Annotated in this window: 15 protein-coding genes; 4 read left to right on the forward strand and 11 right to left on the reverse strand. The window is 55.3% G+C overall.

All coding sequences use genetic code 11. The annotated features are described in order from the left end of the window. The first annotated feature begins 66 nt into the window (after window positions 1–66). Complete coding sequence (locus ACLBVC_RS11045; RefSeq protein WP_410149622.1) at window positions 67–561, forward strand: DUF2501 domain-containing protein; 495 nt, start codon at window positions 67–69, stop codon at window positions 559–561. Between the two features lie 235 nt (window positions 562–796). On the opposite strand, the gene ACLBVC_RS11050 is transcribed toward ACLBVC_RS11045, so the two are convergent. The 10 genes from ACLBVC_RS11050 to dcuC all read right to left on the reverse strand — a co-directional run bounded on the left by ACLBVC_RS11050 (window position 797) and on the right by dcuC (window position 9,579). Then, complete coding sequence (locus ACLBVC_RS11050; RefSeq protein ID WP_410149623.1) at window positions 797–1,027, reverse strand: hypothetical protein; 231 nt, start codon at window positions 1,025–1,027, stop codon at window positions 797–799. Between the two features lie 248 nt (window positions 1,028–1,275). Then, entirely contained in the window at window positions 1,276–1,914 is a 639-nt protein-coding gene (gene nth, locus ACLBVC_RS11055) for an endonuclease III (RefSeq protein ID WP_410149624.1), read from the reverse strand. Next, window positions 1,907–2,605, reverse strand: a complete 699-nt coding sequence (locus tag ACLBVC_RS11060; protein WP_410149625.1) for an electron transport complex subunit E — start codon at window positions 2,603–2,605, stop codon at window positions 1,907–1,909. The genes nth and ACLBVC_RS11060 overlap by 8 nt, the downstream gene beginning before the upstream one ends. Further along, complete coding sequence (rsxG, locus tag ACLBVC_RS11065; RefSeq protein ID WP_410149626.1) at window positions 2,598–3,230, reverse strand: electron transport complex subunit RsxG; 633 nt, start codon at window positions 3,228–3,230, stop codon at window positions 2,598–2,600. The genes ACLBVC_RS11060 and rsxG overlap by 8 nt, the downstream gene beginning before the upstream one ends. A gap of 9 nt (window positions 3,231–3,239) precedes the next feature. Beyond that, the gene (gene rsxD, locus ACLBVC_RS11070; protein WP_410149627.1) at window positions 3,240–4,292 is read right to left on the reverse strand and encodes an electron transport complex subunit RsxD; all 1,053 of its coding nucleotides are present in this window, start codon (window positions 4,290–4,292) and stop codon (window positions 3,240–3,242) included. Next, window positions 4,293–6,416, reverse strand: a complete 2,124-nt coding sequence (gene rsxC, locus ACLBVC_RS11075; RefSeq protein WP_410149628.1) for an electron transport complex subunit RsxC — start codon at window positions 6,414–6,416, stop codon at window positions 4,293–4,295. Window position 6,417: 1 nt separating this feature from the next. Continuing rightward, window positions 6,418–6,984: an electron transport complex subunit RsxB gene (gene rsxB, locus ACLBVC_RS11080; RefSeq protein ID WP_152326144.1), complete on the reverse strand. Its 567-nt coding sequence runs from the start codon at window positions 6,982–6,984 to the stop codon at window positions 6,418–6,420. After that, window positions 6,984–7,565 carry an electron transport complex subunit RsxA gene (gene rsxA, locus ACLBVC_RS11085; RefSeq protein ID WP_101078861.1) on the reverse strand — a complete coding sequence of 194 codons (582 nt, stop codon included), beginning with the start codon at window positions 7,563–7,565 and terminating at the stop codon, window positions 6,984–6,986. Before rsxA ends, rsxB begins: the two co-directional genes overlap by 1 nt. A gap of 39 nt (window positions 7,566–7,604) precedes the next feature. Beyond that, complete coding sequence (locus ACLBVC_RS11090; protein ID WP_152326145.1) at window positions 7,605–8,045, reverse strand: DUF2569 domain-containing protein; 441 nt, start codon at window positions 8,043–8,045, stop codon at window positions 7,605–7,607. A gap of 169 nt (window positions 8,046–8,214) precedes the next feature. After that, a complete protein-coding gene (gene dcuC, locus ACLBVC_RS11095; RefSeq protein WP_410149629.1) occupies window positions 8,215–9,579 on the reverse strand; it encodes an anaerobic C4-dicarboxylate transporter DcuC in 1,365 nt (454 codons plus the stop codon). Window positions 9,580–9,710: 131 nt separating this feature from the next. Here dcuC and ACLBVC_RS11100 point away from each other — a divergent pair, with 131 nt between their 5' ends. Further along, window positions 9,711–9,977, forward strand: a complete 267-nt coding sequence (locus ACLBVC_RS11100; protein WP_410149630.1) for a hypothetical protein — start codon at window positions 9,711–9,713, stop codon at window positions 9,975–9,977. A 364-nt stretch (window positions 9,978–10,341) separates the two neighbouring features. Here the strand turns inward: ACLBVC_RS11100 and ACLBVC_RS11105 are convergent, their stop codons facing one another. Then, a complete protein-coding gene (locus ACLBVC_RS11105; protein ID WP_410149631.1) occupies window positions 10,342–11,550 on the reverse strand; it encodes an FAD-dependent oxidoreductase in 1,209 nt (402 codons plus the stop codon). Between the two features lie 299 nt (window positions 11,551–11,849). Here ACLBVC_RS11105 and ACLBVC_RS11110 point away from each other — a divergent pair, with 299 nt between their 5' ends. After that, the gene (locus ACLBVC_RS11110; RefSeq protein WP_410149704.1) at window positions 11,850–12,563 is read left to right on the forward strand and encodes a FadR/GntR family transcriptional regulator; all 714 of its coding nucleotides are present in this window, start codon (window positions 11,850–11,852) and stop codon (window positions 12,561–12,563) included. Next, on the forward strand, window positions 12,550–13,728 hold the full coding sequence (locus ACLBVC_RS11115) for an aminotransferase class I/II-fold pyridoxal phosphate-dependent enzyme (protein WP_410149632.1): 1,179 nt from the start codon (window positions 12,550–12,552) through the stop codon (window positions 13,726–13,728). The genes ACLBVC_RS11110 and ACLBVC_RS11115 overlap by 14 nt, the downstream gene beginning before the upstream one ends. Window positions 13,729–13,757 lie beyond the last annotated feature (29 nt).

A 13,757-nucleotide genomic window follows, 5' to 3' on the forward strand; every position in this document is an offset into this window, starting at 1 on the left:
TTGATGAATTCATCATTTAAGACCAAGCTTTCCCGCAATATATAAGTGAAATGAATGGAGTAGCACATGAAAGCATTAAAAGCTGGCGTTCTGGCAATCGTCGCGGGCAGCCTGTTAGTGGCAGCCTCCGCACAGGCATCAAATAACCTGCTGGGACAACTGCAACAGGCTGCATCCGACGGCCTTAACAGTGCGGGAACAACCTCAGGGACGGGAACCACATCATCACTGACTTCACTGCTTAATGGTGGCGATAAAGCGCTGACCTCCACCAGCGCGACCAACGTCGCCGGTGTATTGCAGTATTGCGTGAAAAACAACGTACTTTCCAAAGCCAGCACCGAAAACGTGAAAGATCAGCTGCTGAACAAACTGGGGATACAAAGTGCTTCCGGTGCTGAAAGCCAGGATTACCAGCAGGGTCTGGGTGGCTTGCTGAAAACCGGTAAAGATCAGAGCGTTGACCTGAATAATCTCGGTAGCGGGCTGTCGCAGGTGAAAGAGAAAGTGAAAACCAAAGCCTGTGATGTGGTGCTGAAGCAGGCGAAATCATTCATCTGATGATTGCAGAGGCCGCTGCAATGGCGGCTTTTTACTTCAAATTCAAATTAAGACCTTGGGCTCGCCGCCCAAACTGGCCCAAAGGGCGCGTAAGCGCGCGCCCTCTGGACACCCGCGCTTTTAACTGCGCGCTGTCGCTTGCTGGCTATGTTTCAGCCACTCCGGCTATTGCCGCGAAAACTTGCCGCTGCGCGGTCCCTTCATTTCGGTCTTCGAGCCTAAGGTCTCGAAACACTCATTCAGCAAGCTTTCTGAATGCGGCCACTGGCTTTTTAGTTCGCAACGTTGCCATGCCATTCATTATTTTGAAAAACGAAGAAGCATCAGAATCGATTCTTTTGAATGGTGAGATGGCGCGCTCAGAAATTTTGCTGACCGAGGGTTCGAGACCGCAAGGCTCGAAGCCCGTAGGGAAGGGACCGCGCAGCGGCAAGATTTCGCGCCACACGCCGATGTGCCAGAACATGTCCATCGCCCCAGCGATAGCGCGGAGTAAAAAAAGCGTGGGAGATCAAAGAGGGAGGCGCTTTACTCCCTCTTTGGCGGTTTCGGCGCAGTGAGTTAAGTGATCACCGCAATTGAGAAACCGAAATATTCTCGATCCCGTTAAAATCCCGTTTGGGTGGCAACCCAAGGTCTTGAATTTGAATTCGAATTCGAATTTAAGATTGAAGTTGCAAATGAAAATAAAACGGGTTCAAAGGGATCTCCCTTTCACTCCGCATACACCTTCTCTTTACTCTCACACAAATCTTCAATCAAACACGATCCGCACCGTGGCTTCCTCGCAATGCACGTATAGCGCCCGTGCAGGATCAACCAGTGATGGCAATCGAGCTTAAACTCGGCGGGGACGACTTTAAGGAGTTTTTCTTCCACGTCATCGACGGTCTTACCTGGCGCGAATTTCGTCCGGTTACAGACGCGGAAAATATGGGTATCGACGGCAATGGTCGGCCAGCCGAAGGCGGTATTGAGCACCACGTTGGCGGTTTTACGCCCGACGCCCGGCAGGGCTTCCAGTGCGGCGCGGTCTTCCGGTACTTCGCCGTTGTGTTTTTCCAGCAAAATCCGGCAGGTTTTGATGACGTTTTCCGCTTTTGAATTAAACAGGCCGATGGTTTTGATGTATTCCTTCACACCGTCCACGCCGAGCGCCAGAACGGACGCCGGGGTGTTCGCGACCGGATACAGTTTCGCGGTCGCTTTATTCACGCTAACGTCCGTGGCTTGCGCGGAAAGTAACACCGAAATCAGCAGCTCGAACGGCGTGGTGTACACCAGTTCGGTCGTGGGATGCGGGTTGTTGTCCCGCAAACGGCTGAGGATCTCAATGCGCTTTTCCTTATTCATGAACACTTCCCTTTGGCAAACTGTCTTCGGAGGCAACGTGTTGCACCGCTTTTCGCGCTTTCATGCGCTGATCAATCAGATATTTAGCCGCCAGCAGCAGGCCCAAACCGATAAATGCGCCCGGCGGCAGCATCGCCAGCAGGAACGGGTTATCCAGATGAATCACTTCAACGCGCAGCACTTTCGCCCAGCCACCGAGCAGCAAATCCGCGCCGTTAAACAACACGCCGCTGCCGAGAATTTCACGCATCGAACCGAGGACGAACATTGCGCACGTCGCCCCGAGGCCAGTCATGGCGCCGTCCAGCGCCGCCAGATGCACCGGGCTAGTCGCGGCACAGGCTTCCGCGCGACCGACCACCACACAGTTGGTCACAATCAGCGGGATGAAAATCCCCAGCGCCTGATACAAACCAAAGGCATACGCATTAATCAGCATTTCAACGGTACTGACCACCGATGCGATGATCAGCACATAAATAGGGATACGGATTTCATCCGGTATCCATTTGCGGAATGCGGAAATCATACCGTTAGTACAGGTCAGCACCAGCGTGGTGGCCAGCCCTAAACCTAAGGCGTTAGTCGCTGTGGACGTCACGGCCAGCAGCGGGCAAAGCCCCAGCAGCTGGACCAGCGAGGAGTTATTGGTCCACAGACCCTGAACGATTATCTTTCTGGCTTCACTCATCACGGGCTCCACAAGGGGTGAGGTGGGAAAGCTGAGACGGTACCGTCTCGATAAATAACGCCGTGCGTTTTACGGAGCGCACGACAGCGCGCGGGGTAATGGTCGCGCCGGTAAACTGATCAAACACGCCGCCATCTTTCTTCACAGCCCAGCGCGGGTCGCTGGCGCCGTTCACGGTTTCGTTGGCGAAATGCTTGATCCAGTCAGAAATACGCACTTCAATTTTGTCACCCAGCCCCGGCGTTTCATGCTGTTCGAGCACGCGGGAACCGTACACTTTGCCATGAAAATCAGCGGCAACCAGCAACTGGATCGCGCCGGAATAGCCGTCTGGCGCGGTGGTTTCCACCACGGCCGCCACCGGTTCGCCGCCTTTTCGCGCCAGATACATGCGGTGCGGCGTAGCGGTGCCGAGTGATTCATCGGTGACGTTGTAACATTCGTCCTGCATGTTGTTATCGTAAACGCTGGCCGGGATCACCTGATCAAACAACGTTTTTTGCTGTAACAGCGCCTGATGTTCAATCGTCGGCTTGGTCAGCAGGTTTACGATGGCGGTCATGCCGGTCATCAGTGCGCCAAAGAAAGCCAGAATCAGCCCGTGGCGTCGCATTGTAGCTAACATAATTCTTCCTCAGCGATGCCCGTAAACACGTGGTTGAGTGTAGTGGTCAATCAGCGGCACGGTAATGTTGGCCAGTAAAACGGCAAAAGCCACGCCGTCAGGATACCCGCCGTACGTGCGGATAAGCCACACCAGCAAACCAATTAATGCACCGAAAACCAGACGACCTTTGGGTGTAGTTGACGCCGTCACCGGGTCGGTGGCGATAAAGAAGGCACCGAGCATGGTCGCACCGGAGAACAGGCCGACCAGCGGTGAAGAATAGCTTTCCGGCGCGAGACCCCACGCGATGGCGGCGCAGAACGCCAGCATACCGAGCATCGCCAGCGGAATGTGCCAGCTGATGATTTTGCGCCACATCAGGAACAGGCCACCGGCCAGAAAACCGAGGTTAATCCACTGCCAGCCAAGACCCGCCAGCGTGCCGCTAAACAGCGGTGTTGCCAGAATCTGATCGGCGGTATGGCCGGAGCGTAAGCCGGTTTTAAATGCATCCAGCGGCGTTGCCTGTGTCACGCCATCCACGTTCATCTGCAACTGATAGGCGGTCAGATCCTGCCCGCTGTGGCCGGTGAAAATGGTCAGCAGCGTATCGGTGAAACTGACGTGATGATGTTGCAGCGTGTCCGGCGGCAGCCAGGTGGTCATCTGTACCGGGAACGAAATCAGCAGCACCACATAACCCACCATCGCCGGGTTAAACGGGTTTTGGCCCAGACCGCCATACAGCTGTTTGGCGATGATGATGGCGAAAAACGTGCCAAGCACCACCATCCACCACGGGCCGAGCGGCGGCAGGCTGATGCCGATCAAAATAGCCGTCAGCAGGGCGCTGTTATCGCCCAGACGTTTTTTTACCGGCTGCTTGCGCAGCTGCAAAACCGCACCTTCCGCCAGTAAAGCAATCACGATAGCCAGTGCGAGCTGAACCAGCGTTCCGTAGCCGAAAAACCAAATCTGAGCGATCAGACCCGGAATACACGCCAGAATCACCATCATCATGATGGTGCTGGTATTTTGGCGGTTATGTGTAAAAGGTGAACTTGCGATCCTGAAGGCCATCTATTCCTCGTTCGACATTGTCTGAGCGGCTTTACGGGCCTTAACTCGGGCGATCGCAGCAGCCACGGCGGCTTTGCGTGGATCGCTTTCTTGTTGTGTTGTGCCTGGTTCTGATGATGCGTCGTTGTCCGCAGCGGACTCATCGGCGTCACTCTGCGCCGCCGCTTTTTTAGCTTTCGCACGGGTAATGGCGGCAGCAACAGCGGCTTTACGTTTGTCGTCAGCAGAAGGTTCAGCCGGTGACGTTGTCACGCTTTCGTCAGTATTGACCTGCACGGCGGCGGCTTTCTTCGCTTTCACGCGGGCAATCGCTGCGGCTACGGCGGCCTTGCGGTCGTCTTCTGCCGGCGCTGGCGGGGTAACATTCAGCACGCTGTCGGTGGCTTCCACCACCACGCCATTTCCCGCTTTCTTCGCTTTTACCCGGGCGATAGCGGCAGCCACGGCGGCTTTGCGATCGTCTTGTGCGGTCGGCGGCGTTTCAGGCACCGGTTCAGACGCGACCGGGATTTCCTGTGCGGCAGCCGCTTTTTTGGCTTTGGCGCGGGCAATGGCGGCGGCCAGTGCGGCCTGGCGCGGATCCACTTCCGCCGTTTCACCTGTGGCTTCGGCGACCGGCGCGTTGTCCACCGGCGTTTCACTCAGCTTCACGGCGGCTTTCTGGTGTTTCTCTTCGCGGGCGATTTTGTCGCGTTCCATACGCGCCTGTTTGGCTTCGAAACGCGCTTTGGCTTCGGTCGCACGTGCGGTTTCGCTGTAGATGGCGCGGATTTCGGCCTTTTCCTGACGGTAATACTGCACCAGCGGAATGTTGCTCGGGCAGACGTACGCACAGGCGCCGCATTCGATGCAATCGAACAGATTATGGTTGCGCGCTTTTTCGTGTTCTTCGCCGCGACTGAACCAGTAAAGCTGCTGCGGCAGTAAACCTGCCGGACAGGATTCCGCGCACAGGCTGCAACGTATACAGGCTTCTTCCGGTTCAGGCTGACCGAGTTCCGATTCGGACGGAGCCAGCAGGCAGTTGGAAATCTTAACGACCGGCACATAGAGCGACGGCAGGGTAAAGCCCATCAGCGGCCCGCCCATGATCACCATCTTTTTGTCGCCCTGCGGCTGCAACGCGCCTTCCTGCATCAGATGCGAAACCGGTGTGCCCAGACGCGCCCAGACATTGCCGGGTTTCGCCATCGCTTCACCGGTCAGCGTCACGACGCGTTCGATCAGCGGTTCGCCGTCAATAATTGCGCGTTTGATCGCGTAAACAGTGCCGACGTTTTGCATCAGCACGCCGATTGACGACGAGTGATGACCTTTCGGCACTTCAAGACCGGTCAGAATTTTGGTCAGCTGTTTGGCACCGCCGGACGGATACTTGGTCGGCACCACGCGCAGTTCAAAGCGGATACCGTTAGCCAGATCCGGCTGCGCCGTGGTTTTAATCGCGGTTTTAAACGCCGCAATGGCTTCTGGTTTATTGTCTTCGATGCCGATGAGAACGCGTTCCGGGCTGAGCATATGGCAGAGAATGCGCGTGCCTTCGAGGATCTGATCCGCGTGTTCCTGCATCAGCCGGTCATCGGCGGTGATGTAAGGTTCGCATTCGGCGGCATTGAGGATCAGCGTGCGCGTTGACGTCAGGCCGCCCGCGAGTTTGCTGGCAGTCGGGAAACCTGCGCCGCCCAAACCGGCGATACCGGCCTGGCTGATTCGCTGGTTCAGATCCGCGGCAGAAAGCTGGCGGTAATCGGCCACAATGTCGCGTTCGCACCAGGTGTCTTGCCCGTCAGCTTTAATCAGAACGCAGAGCTCTTTCAGTCCGGAAGGGTGCGCGGTAATGTGCGGTTCGATGGCGGTAATCACGCCAGACGTCGGTGCGTGGACCGGCACGGTGCGGCCACGGCCTGTCGTCAGCGGCTGGCCTTTTAAAACCCGGTCACCGGCTTTTACACACAGCTCGCCCTCGGGGCCGAGATGTTGCTGAAGAGGGATGATAAAGCGCTCAGGCAACGTCACGTTGCGCAGCGGAACGTGGCTCGACTGGGTCTTCATTTCCGGCGGATGGATACCGCCGTCGAAGTCCCAGACTTTGTCTTTTTTGAGCGCGGCAAACAGATTAAACATGTTACTCCGCATGGATGACCTGAACCGGAATGGATTGCAAATCCCACTTCCAGTTTGCGGTGGTGGTTTTGATCGGCAGCATTTCGATGCAGTCCGTCGGGCACGGCGCGACGCACAGGTCACAGCCGGTACATAAATCAGTAATTACGGTATGAACGGCGCGGGTTGCGCCCACAATCGCATCGACCGGGCAGGCCTGTATGCATTTAGTGCATCCGATACAGTTGCTTTCGTCGATGTACGCCACTTTACGCACCGGCACGGCGGCGGCGACGTCTTCGCCCATCGGCTGTGGCTCGACGTTGAGCAGGGTGGCCAGCTTGAGCATGACGGCTTCGCCGCCCGGCACACATTTGTTGATGTTGTCGCCATTGGCCACGGCTTCGGCGTAAGGTTTACAGCCGGGATACCCGCATTGCGCACACTGGCTTTGCGGCAGGATATCGTCAATCTGATCGACAACCGGGTTGCCTTCAACAGCAAAACGACGCGATGCGTAACCCAGCAGCAGGCCAAAAACCAGCGCCAGTGCGGTCAGCGCGCCAATAGCTACCCATAATTCAAACATTAGAATTTCACCAGACCTGTGAAGCCCATAAAGGCCAGTGACATCAGGCCCGCCGTGACCAGCGCAATCGAAGAACCTTTGAAAGGTGCAGGCACGTCAGCGACAACCAGACGCTCACGAATGGCGGCGAACAGCACCATCACCAGCGAGAAGCCGAGTGAGGCGGCAAACCCGTAGAGCGCGGACTGCATGAAATTCAGCTGCTGGTTGATGTTAAGCAGCGCCACGCCGAGCACGGCGCAGTTGGTAGTGATAAGCGGCAGGAAAATACCCAACAGGCGATACAGCGACGGGCTGGTTTTGCGCACGACCATTTCGGTGAACTGCACGACGACGGCGATCACCAGAATGAATGCCATGGTGCGCAGATACACCAGACCCAGCGGCATCAGAATGAAGGTGTTGACCATCCACGAACAGATATTCGACAAGGTGATTACGAACGTGGTCGCCAGGCCCATGCCGATGGCGGATTCCAGTTTTTTGGACACGCCCATAAACGGGCAAAGTCCGAGGAACTTCACCAGAACAAAGTTATTCACCAGCATGGTGCCGACAAACAGTAATAAGTAAGAGGTCATGACAATTGCCCGGACATAATAAACATTAAAACTTCAGGGTTATTCCGTGAAGGTTTCTTTCACCCGCAGTGAACGCTTGAAATAAGGAACAAACACCGCAGCAGCCAATAAGGGTAACAACAGGTTACGCACGGCCAGATCATCGGTAACCGGCGAGAATGCAAAGGCTTTTACCGCCAGCAAAACCGTACACAGCAACCAGATAATATACATTTTTGGTAACGCTCTGGCACGCTTACAAAATTGCCAGAGAACCGCAACGGTAAATAACCCCATCGCTAATGTGGTCACCACGGAGAAATACCATTGCAGCGTAAAGGCCTGCGAATTGGTGATTAAATATTCGCGTGATTCCGGCATAAATATGGCCATTGAAAACAGGAACAGCATTAATACAACGCTCAGCAGCGTGACAATCAGATACGCCATCGGGGCCAGTAACCACCCGCCGATTCGTTTATAGCCCGGATTATTCGACATAAAAAGCCTATATTACGCGGATTTCGCCATCACTCAGACGGGGCGTTTTCCCCGACCTTCAAGGCGCAGTAGCTTAACCTGAGAGGGTGATTCTCGTTATCGTATTTATGTGATCAATATCCCCTTCATTTTTTAAGGGGATATTGATGGATAGATTTGCAGAAGGGGATCAGTGAACCGGAACCAGAATTTCTGTGGCGACGATGACCACAATCAGCCCGACGAGAACCGGTACGGAGGTGCGTTTTACCACTTCGAACGGGGATATTTTTGCCATACCGGCTACCGCCACCACGACGCCGGAGACCGGTGAAATGGTGCGGCCGAGGTTAGACGCCTGCAACATCGGGATCACCAGATATTCCGGGTTGATGCCCATTTTCGCCGCCAGTTTCGGGATAAGTTCCACGAACGCATAAAACGACGCATTGCCCGAGCCGGTGGTCATGGCGGCCAGAACGGTGATGGTGACCAACACCAGCATCATAATAATGCTGCCGGAACCGAAGTTTTGTGCCAGCCCGATCAGGCTGCTGATAAAGCCGACGGTGCTCAGCCCCTGCGCGAAAACGCCTGCCGCCACCAGCAGCATCACGACGTTGGCAAACGCATCCGCCATGCCGCGGTACGCCACGTCCAGCCCGGCAAACACAGCTTTCGCGCTGCGGTTTCGCACCGTTTCGATCAGTGCAGTGAGCAACATGCAGATCACCAGAATGGTAATTATGTGCAGATTCGGGCCCCATTTGCCGTCAAAGATCAGCACCCCGATAATCGGCGTGAAAGGTAAAATGGCGTAAAACGCCGGGGCGTTGGTTTCAATGACGTCGTCTTTGTTCGAATCCACGCTATCCACCACGGCGGTATCGCGTTTATCCAGATAACGCTGCCAGAAGAAATGCGCGACGGCCATCGCCACAATGGCGGCAATGGAAATCGGCAGGGTGACTTTGAAGGCAAAATCGACCAGCGGCATGTTGGCCGCCTGCGCCGCCAGCACCACATCACCGGACGTCGGGGAAAGAATAATGGCCGCCGGAGATGCACAAATCGCCGCCGCCGCGCCGCGGCTGATGCCGACGTTCACCATAATCGGGAACAGCGTCGCCATCAGCAACACGCCGAGACCGGTTGCGGAAGACACCGCCAGCGACATCAGACACGCCAGAATATAGGCCGCGACCATCAGAATGTACGGCGAGTTAATCATCTGTAGCGGACGTGATGCGAGTTTGACGACCACGTCATTAGCGCCGATATGCGTCATGTACGCCGCGAAACCGCACAGCATCATGATCATCATCCCGAGATCGCCGCCGCGGCTCATCAGCAGAATTTTGACGTATTCCACGATATCCGTGGCATTCCAGCCGGTGCTCTTCGTACCTTCCGGTAAAACGCTGTGGCCCATTAACGCACTGATAATCAGGAGTAATAAACCGCCGACCATCAGCACGCCGGTTGGCGAATATCCCTTGATGATGTACCGCCCGACAAACACCGCGACCACCAGACCTATCAATAACTCTGTCATACATGTATTCCCCGAGATTAAATTTGGATCCAAGTGAAAGGCGGGCACTTTGAACAATTAACCGGTCCGGCGTAATGACGCTTATCAATTATCGGTGATGAAATAGGGGAGAGGATTGATATTTGTGATGGATGACCGACATCACCAGACGGTTTTTGCTGTGCACGCTCGGGTCAGGAGCTTGGGTTGCCACCCAAACTGGCCTCAAGGAGCGCCTGTCGCCGCGCCCCTTGAGAATCCCGGGCTCTTTCACTGCGCGCTATCGCTGGCTGGCACTGTTTCAGCAACGCTGGTTAGTGCCGCAAACGCCGCCGCTGCGCGGTACTTTCGCTTCGGGTTCGAACCTGCTCGAAAAAAGACTCTCGCTGTTTCTTACCACTCTCTCAACGTCGTTTTGATAGCGGCCAGTGACTTTCTAATTCGCAACCTCACCACTAATTGTTATTCAAAATGCCTTTGAATTTAGATAAGCCTCCGGCCGCTTTCAGAAAGCTTGCCGAGCGAAGAGTTTCGAGACCTATGGCTCGATACCGAGTAAGGGGATCGCGTAGCGGCAAGTTTTCGCGGCAATAACAGCGTCACCTGGAACATAGCCAGCGAGCGGCAGCGCGCAGTGAAAAAAGCGTGGGAGATCAAAGAGGGAGGCGCTTTCCTCCCTCTTTGGCGGTTTCTGCGCAGCTCGTTAAGTGATCACAGTTATTGAAAAACCGAAATTTTCACCTTTTCAAAAAGTTTTAAAGCCTTTTCCCAAAAGGCTTACGCTCATAACTTCGGGATCTCCCGATAAAACCCGACCCCGATCAGCCGTCCGAACAAGAATGGAATAAACTTCCTCCCCCGTAGCCAGCTTTCAAGCCGTGAAGGGGCGCGCTTGCGGGTTTTTTGCCCGGCTTTACTGATCATAATCTGTAGCGATTGTGTCGCCCAGGTCGGGAATCTCCGTCGACGCTGGATGTGTTTCAGGTGGCGGAGCGTCAGACGCCCGGATTTCAGCGGTTGCGCGATAATATTTGCGGTCGCCACGGCATCCTGAATCGCCAGATTTACGCCGACGCCACCAATCGGGGACATCGCGTGGGCGGCGTCACCGATGCACAGAAGCCCCGGTTTTGCCCACTCTTTGAGGCGGTCGATGCGGATTACCAGCAGACGCACGTCGTCCCAGCTTTGAATGTCTTCGCCCAGACGCTCACGCTCAAACGGTGAGACATCCGTCAGCAAATCCAGAAAAGGCGGGATGCCGCGTGCTTTGAGCGCGTCGAGGCTGTCTTTAGGAATCGAATAACCGCACTGCCAGTAATCGCCACGGTCGATCATGATGAAATTTTTCTTCGGGCCGCGATGGCCCATCGACCACTGCGGGTCGTCCGGGCGTTTATTGATTTTCAGCCACAGCACGTCACGCGGTGCGCCGAAACGGCGGATTTCCATGCCGGCCTGCTCGCGCACAATCGAATTTCTGCCGTCACAACCCACCACCAGATCGGCATCGAAATGCTGCGTTTCGCCGTTAACGTCCGCCAGAACGCCGGTTACCTGGGATTGTTTCTCCCGCAGCGATAGCACCTGCGCGTTGTGGATCAGCCGGAAATTTGGCAGCAGCGCGGCTTTGCTGGCGATGAAATTCAGGAAATCCCATTGCGGCATAAAAGCGATGAATTTGCACTGCGTCGGCAGATGGGTGAAATCCGCCAGCGTGGTTTCTTTACCGTTGATTTCGCCGTACAGCTTCTCGGCGCGCTGATGCGGCAGGGCGAGAAACTCATCGAGAAAACCCAGTTGCCAGATGATATCCAGCGTCGAAGGGTGAATGGTGTCGCCGCGAAAATCACGCAGAAAATCTCGGTGTTTTTCCAGCACCGTCACGTCAATTCCCTGACGGGCCAGCAGGTAGCCCAGCATTAATCCGGCAGGGCCGCCGCCAACAATACAAACAGTGGGGACGGACGCGCGGTCAGTGTTCGTGATCATACAAACCTGCCTGATGAAATGAATTTATATGATAACAATTATCATTTGCGCTACCGAGCGTCAATCCATTGCGTGCTACATGCATGGACAAACCCTGCACAGCGGCGTAACAAAACCGGTGATTTCTGCACCACGGCGGTCGCGCCTTTATTATCCGACCGGGGCGTAAATACTCTATTCAAAAGGAAAATCATTGAGTTATCGCGTTATCTAAAAACTGGCAAACAAATTGCAAAGTGGTCCACAGGTTGAGTTGTTGGGCCAATTCTGGCCGATGCGCGGAGAACAATATGCACGGTATGCACGGTGAACTGAATTTGCTGCACCCGATTGCTCCTCAGCAAAGTGACACGCTGGTGCTTGATGCGCTGACCCGCTATGTGGCGCAGTCCGGCACCCGCGTGGGTGAAAAATTGCCGCCCGAACGCGTGCTGGCGGAAGGGCTGGCGGTGAGCCGCAATACCGTCCGCGAGGCACTGAAACGGTGGGAAGCGCTGGGCATTATCGTGCGAAAAAAAGGCAGCGGCACTTTCCTGCAATCTGAAGTCACTGCCAACGACAGCTTTCTGTCCCTGCGCTTTAAAAACGACTCCGCCACTATGCTCCACGCGCTGGAAGTCCGCCGGATTATTGAATGTGAAGCCTCGGCACTGGCGGCAGTCAGGGCGACGGAAAGCGATTTGCTGTTCATCGAACAAAAGCTCGATGTGATGGAAAAAGTGCACCTGAGCGTTGGTTCCGCAGGAGCCGAAGACTGGCAGTTTCACGCTGCGATTTACACCGCCGCGCACAATCCGTTGCTGCTGCAAATGGTCGGCGGCATCTACGACTTACTCCACGCCTTTTTTGAATCGCCGCCGGAACAGGCGCTGTTCAGCGACTCTTTTCCGCTGCACCGGATCTTATTTGAAGCCATCGCGCGGCGCGAGCCGGAAACCGCACGCAGGCTGAGCAATGACATTCTGAACATAACTGAACGTGACATGAAGGAAGTGATCAATGCAGCAAGATGATAAAAGCCCGCACGATGAGTTGCACGAATACACCCGTTTAGTCCACGACGGACGCCATGATCGCGGCGCGATCTCACCGCCGATTTACCAGTCGTCGTTATTCAGTTTCACCGATTATGACAGCATGATCGCTCGTTTTCGCGGCGACAGCGATCACGCACTGTATTCCCGCGTCGATAACCCGACGGTGGTGGAATTGCAGAAAAAGGTCGCGGAACTGGAGGGCGGCGAAGCCTGTCTGGCTTTCGGCAGCGGCATGGCGGCGATCAGTAATTCCATTCTGAGCGTGGCCGGGCCGGGCGACAAAGTGGTGTGCGTGAATCACGTTTACCCGGATACCTACCGCTTCCTGCGCGGGTTCTGCACCCGTTTTCAGATTGAAGCTCAGTTTGTGGATGGCAGTTCACTTACTGCACTGGAAGAGGCGATTCAGGGCGCGAAACTGCTTTATCTGGAAAGCCCGAACAGTTGGGTGATGGGCGAGCAGAACCTGAAAGCGATTGCCGCACTGGCAAAAAAATACGGCGTGATCACGATGATCGACAACAGCTGGGCATCGCCGGTTTTCCAGAAACCGCTGGCGGCCGGTATCGATCTGGTGATCCATTCTGCATCCAAATACATCAGCGGTCACAGCGACGTGGTAGCGGGTCTGGTCATCTCCAGCCAGGAGCGCATTGGCGCGATTGTCCGTCACATCAGCCCGTTTTTAGGCGGAAAACTGTCGGCCAACGAAGCCTGGCTTTTGCTGCGTGGCCTGCGGACTTTGCCGCTGCGTATGCGCCAGCATCACGAAAGTGCGCTGGAACTGGCGCGACGGTTACAGGGCTATTCGCGCATTACGCAGGTTAATCATCCCGGCTTAGATCCGTTGCCAACGTCCACGCTGACCGGCTACAGCGGCCTGTTTTCATTTGAACTCAGCGAGGGCATCGACATTCCGACATTCTGTAACGCGCTGAAATTGTTCCGGATGGGCGTGAGTTGGGGCGGTTTTGAAAGCCTGGTGATGCCCGCCATTTCCGTGCTGAATCAGGCGGGCGAATTTAACTCAGCGATTGATTTTGGCGTATCGCCACGCGTGATCCGCATTTCTATCGGCCTTGAAGACACTGGCGATCTGTGGCGTGACCTGAAAAACGCCATCGAAAGCGCCTGTTCCTGAACCCGGTTTAAAACATCAACGACTGTTCC

Origin of the sequence: Rahnella selenatireducens, from assembly GCF_046449555.1 — a bacterium.
GTDB classification, from domain to species: Bacteria; Pseudomonadota; Gammaproteobacteria; order Enterobacterales; family Enterobacteriaceae; genus Rahnella; species Rahnella selenatireducens.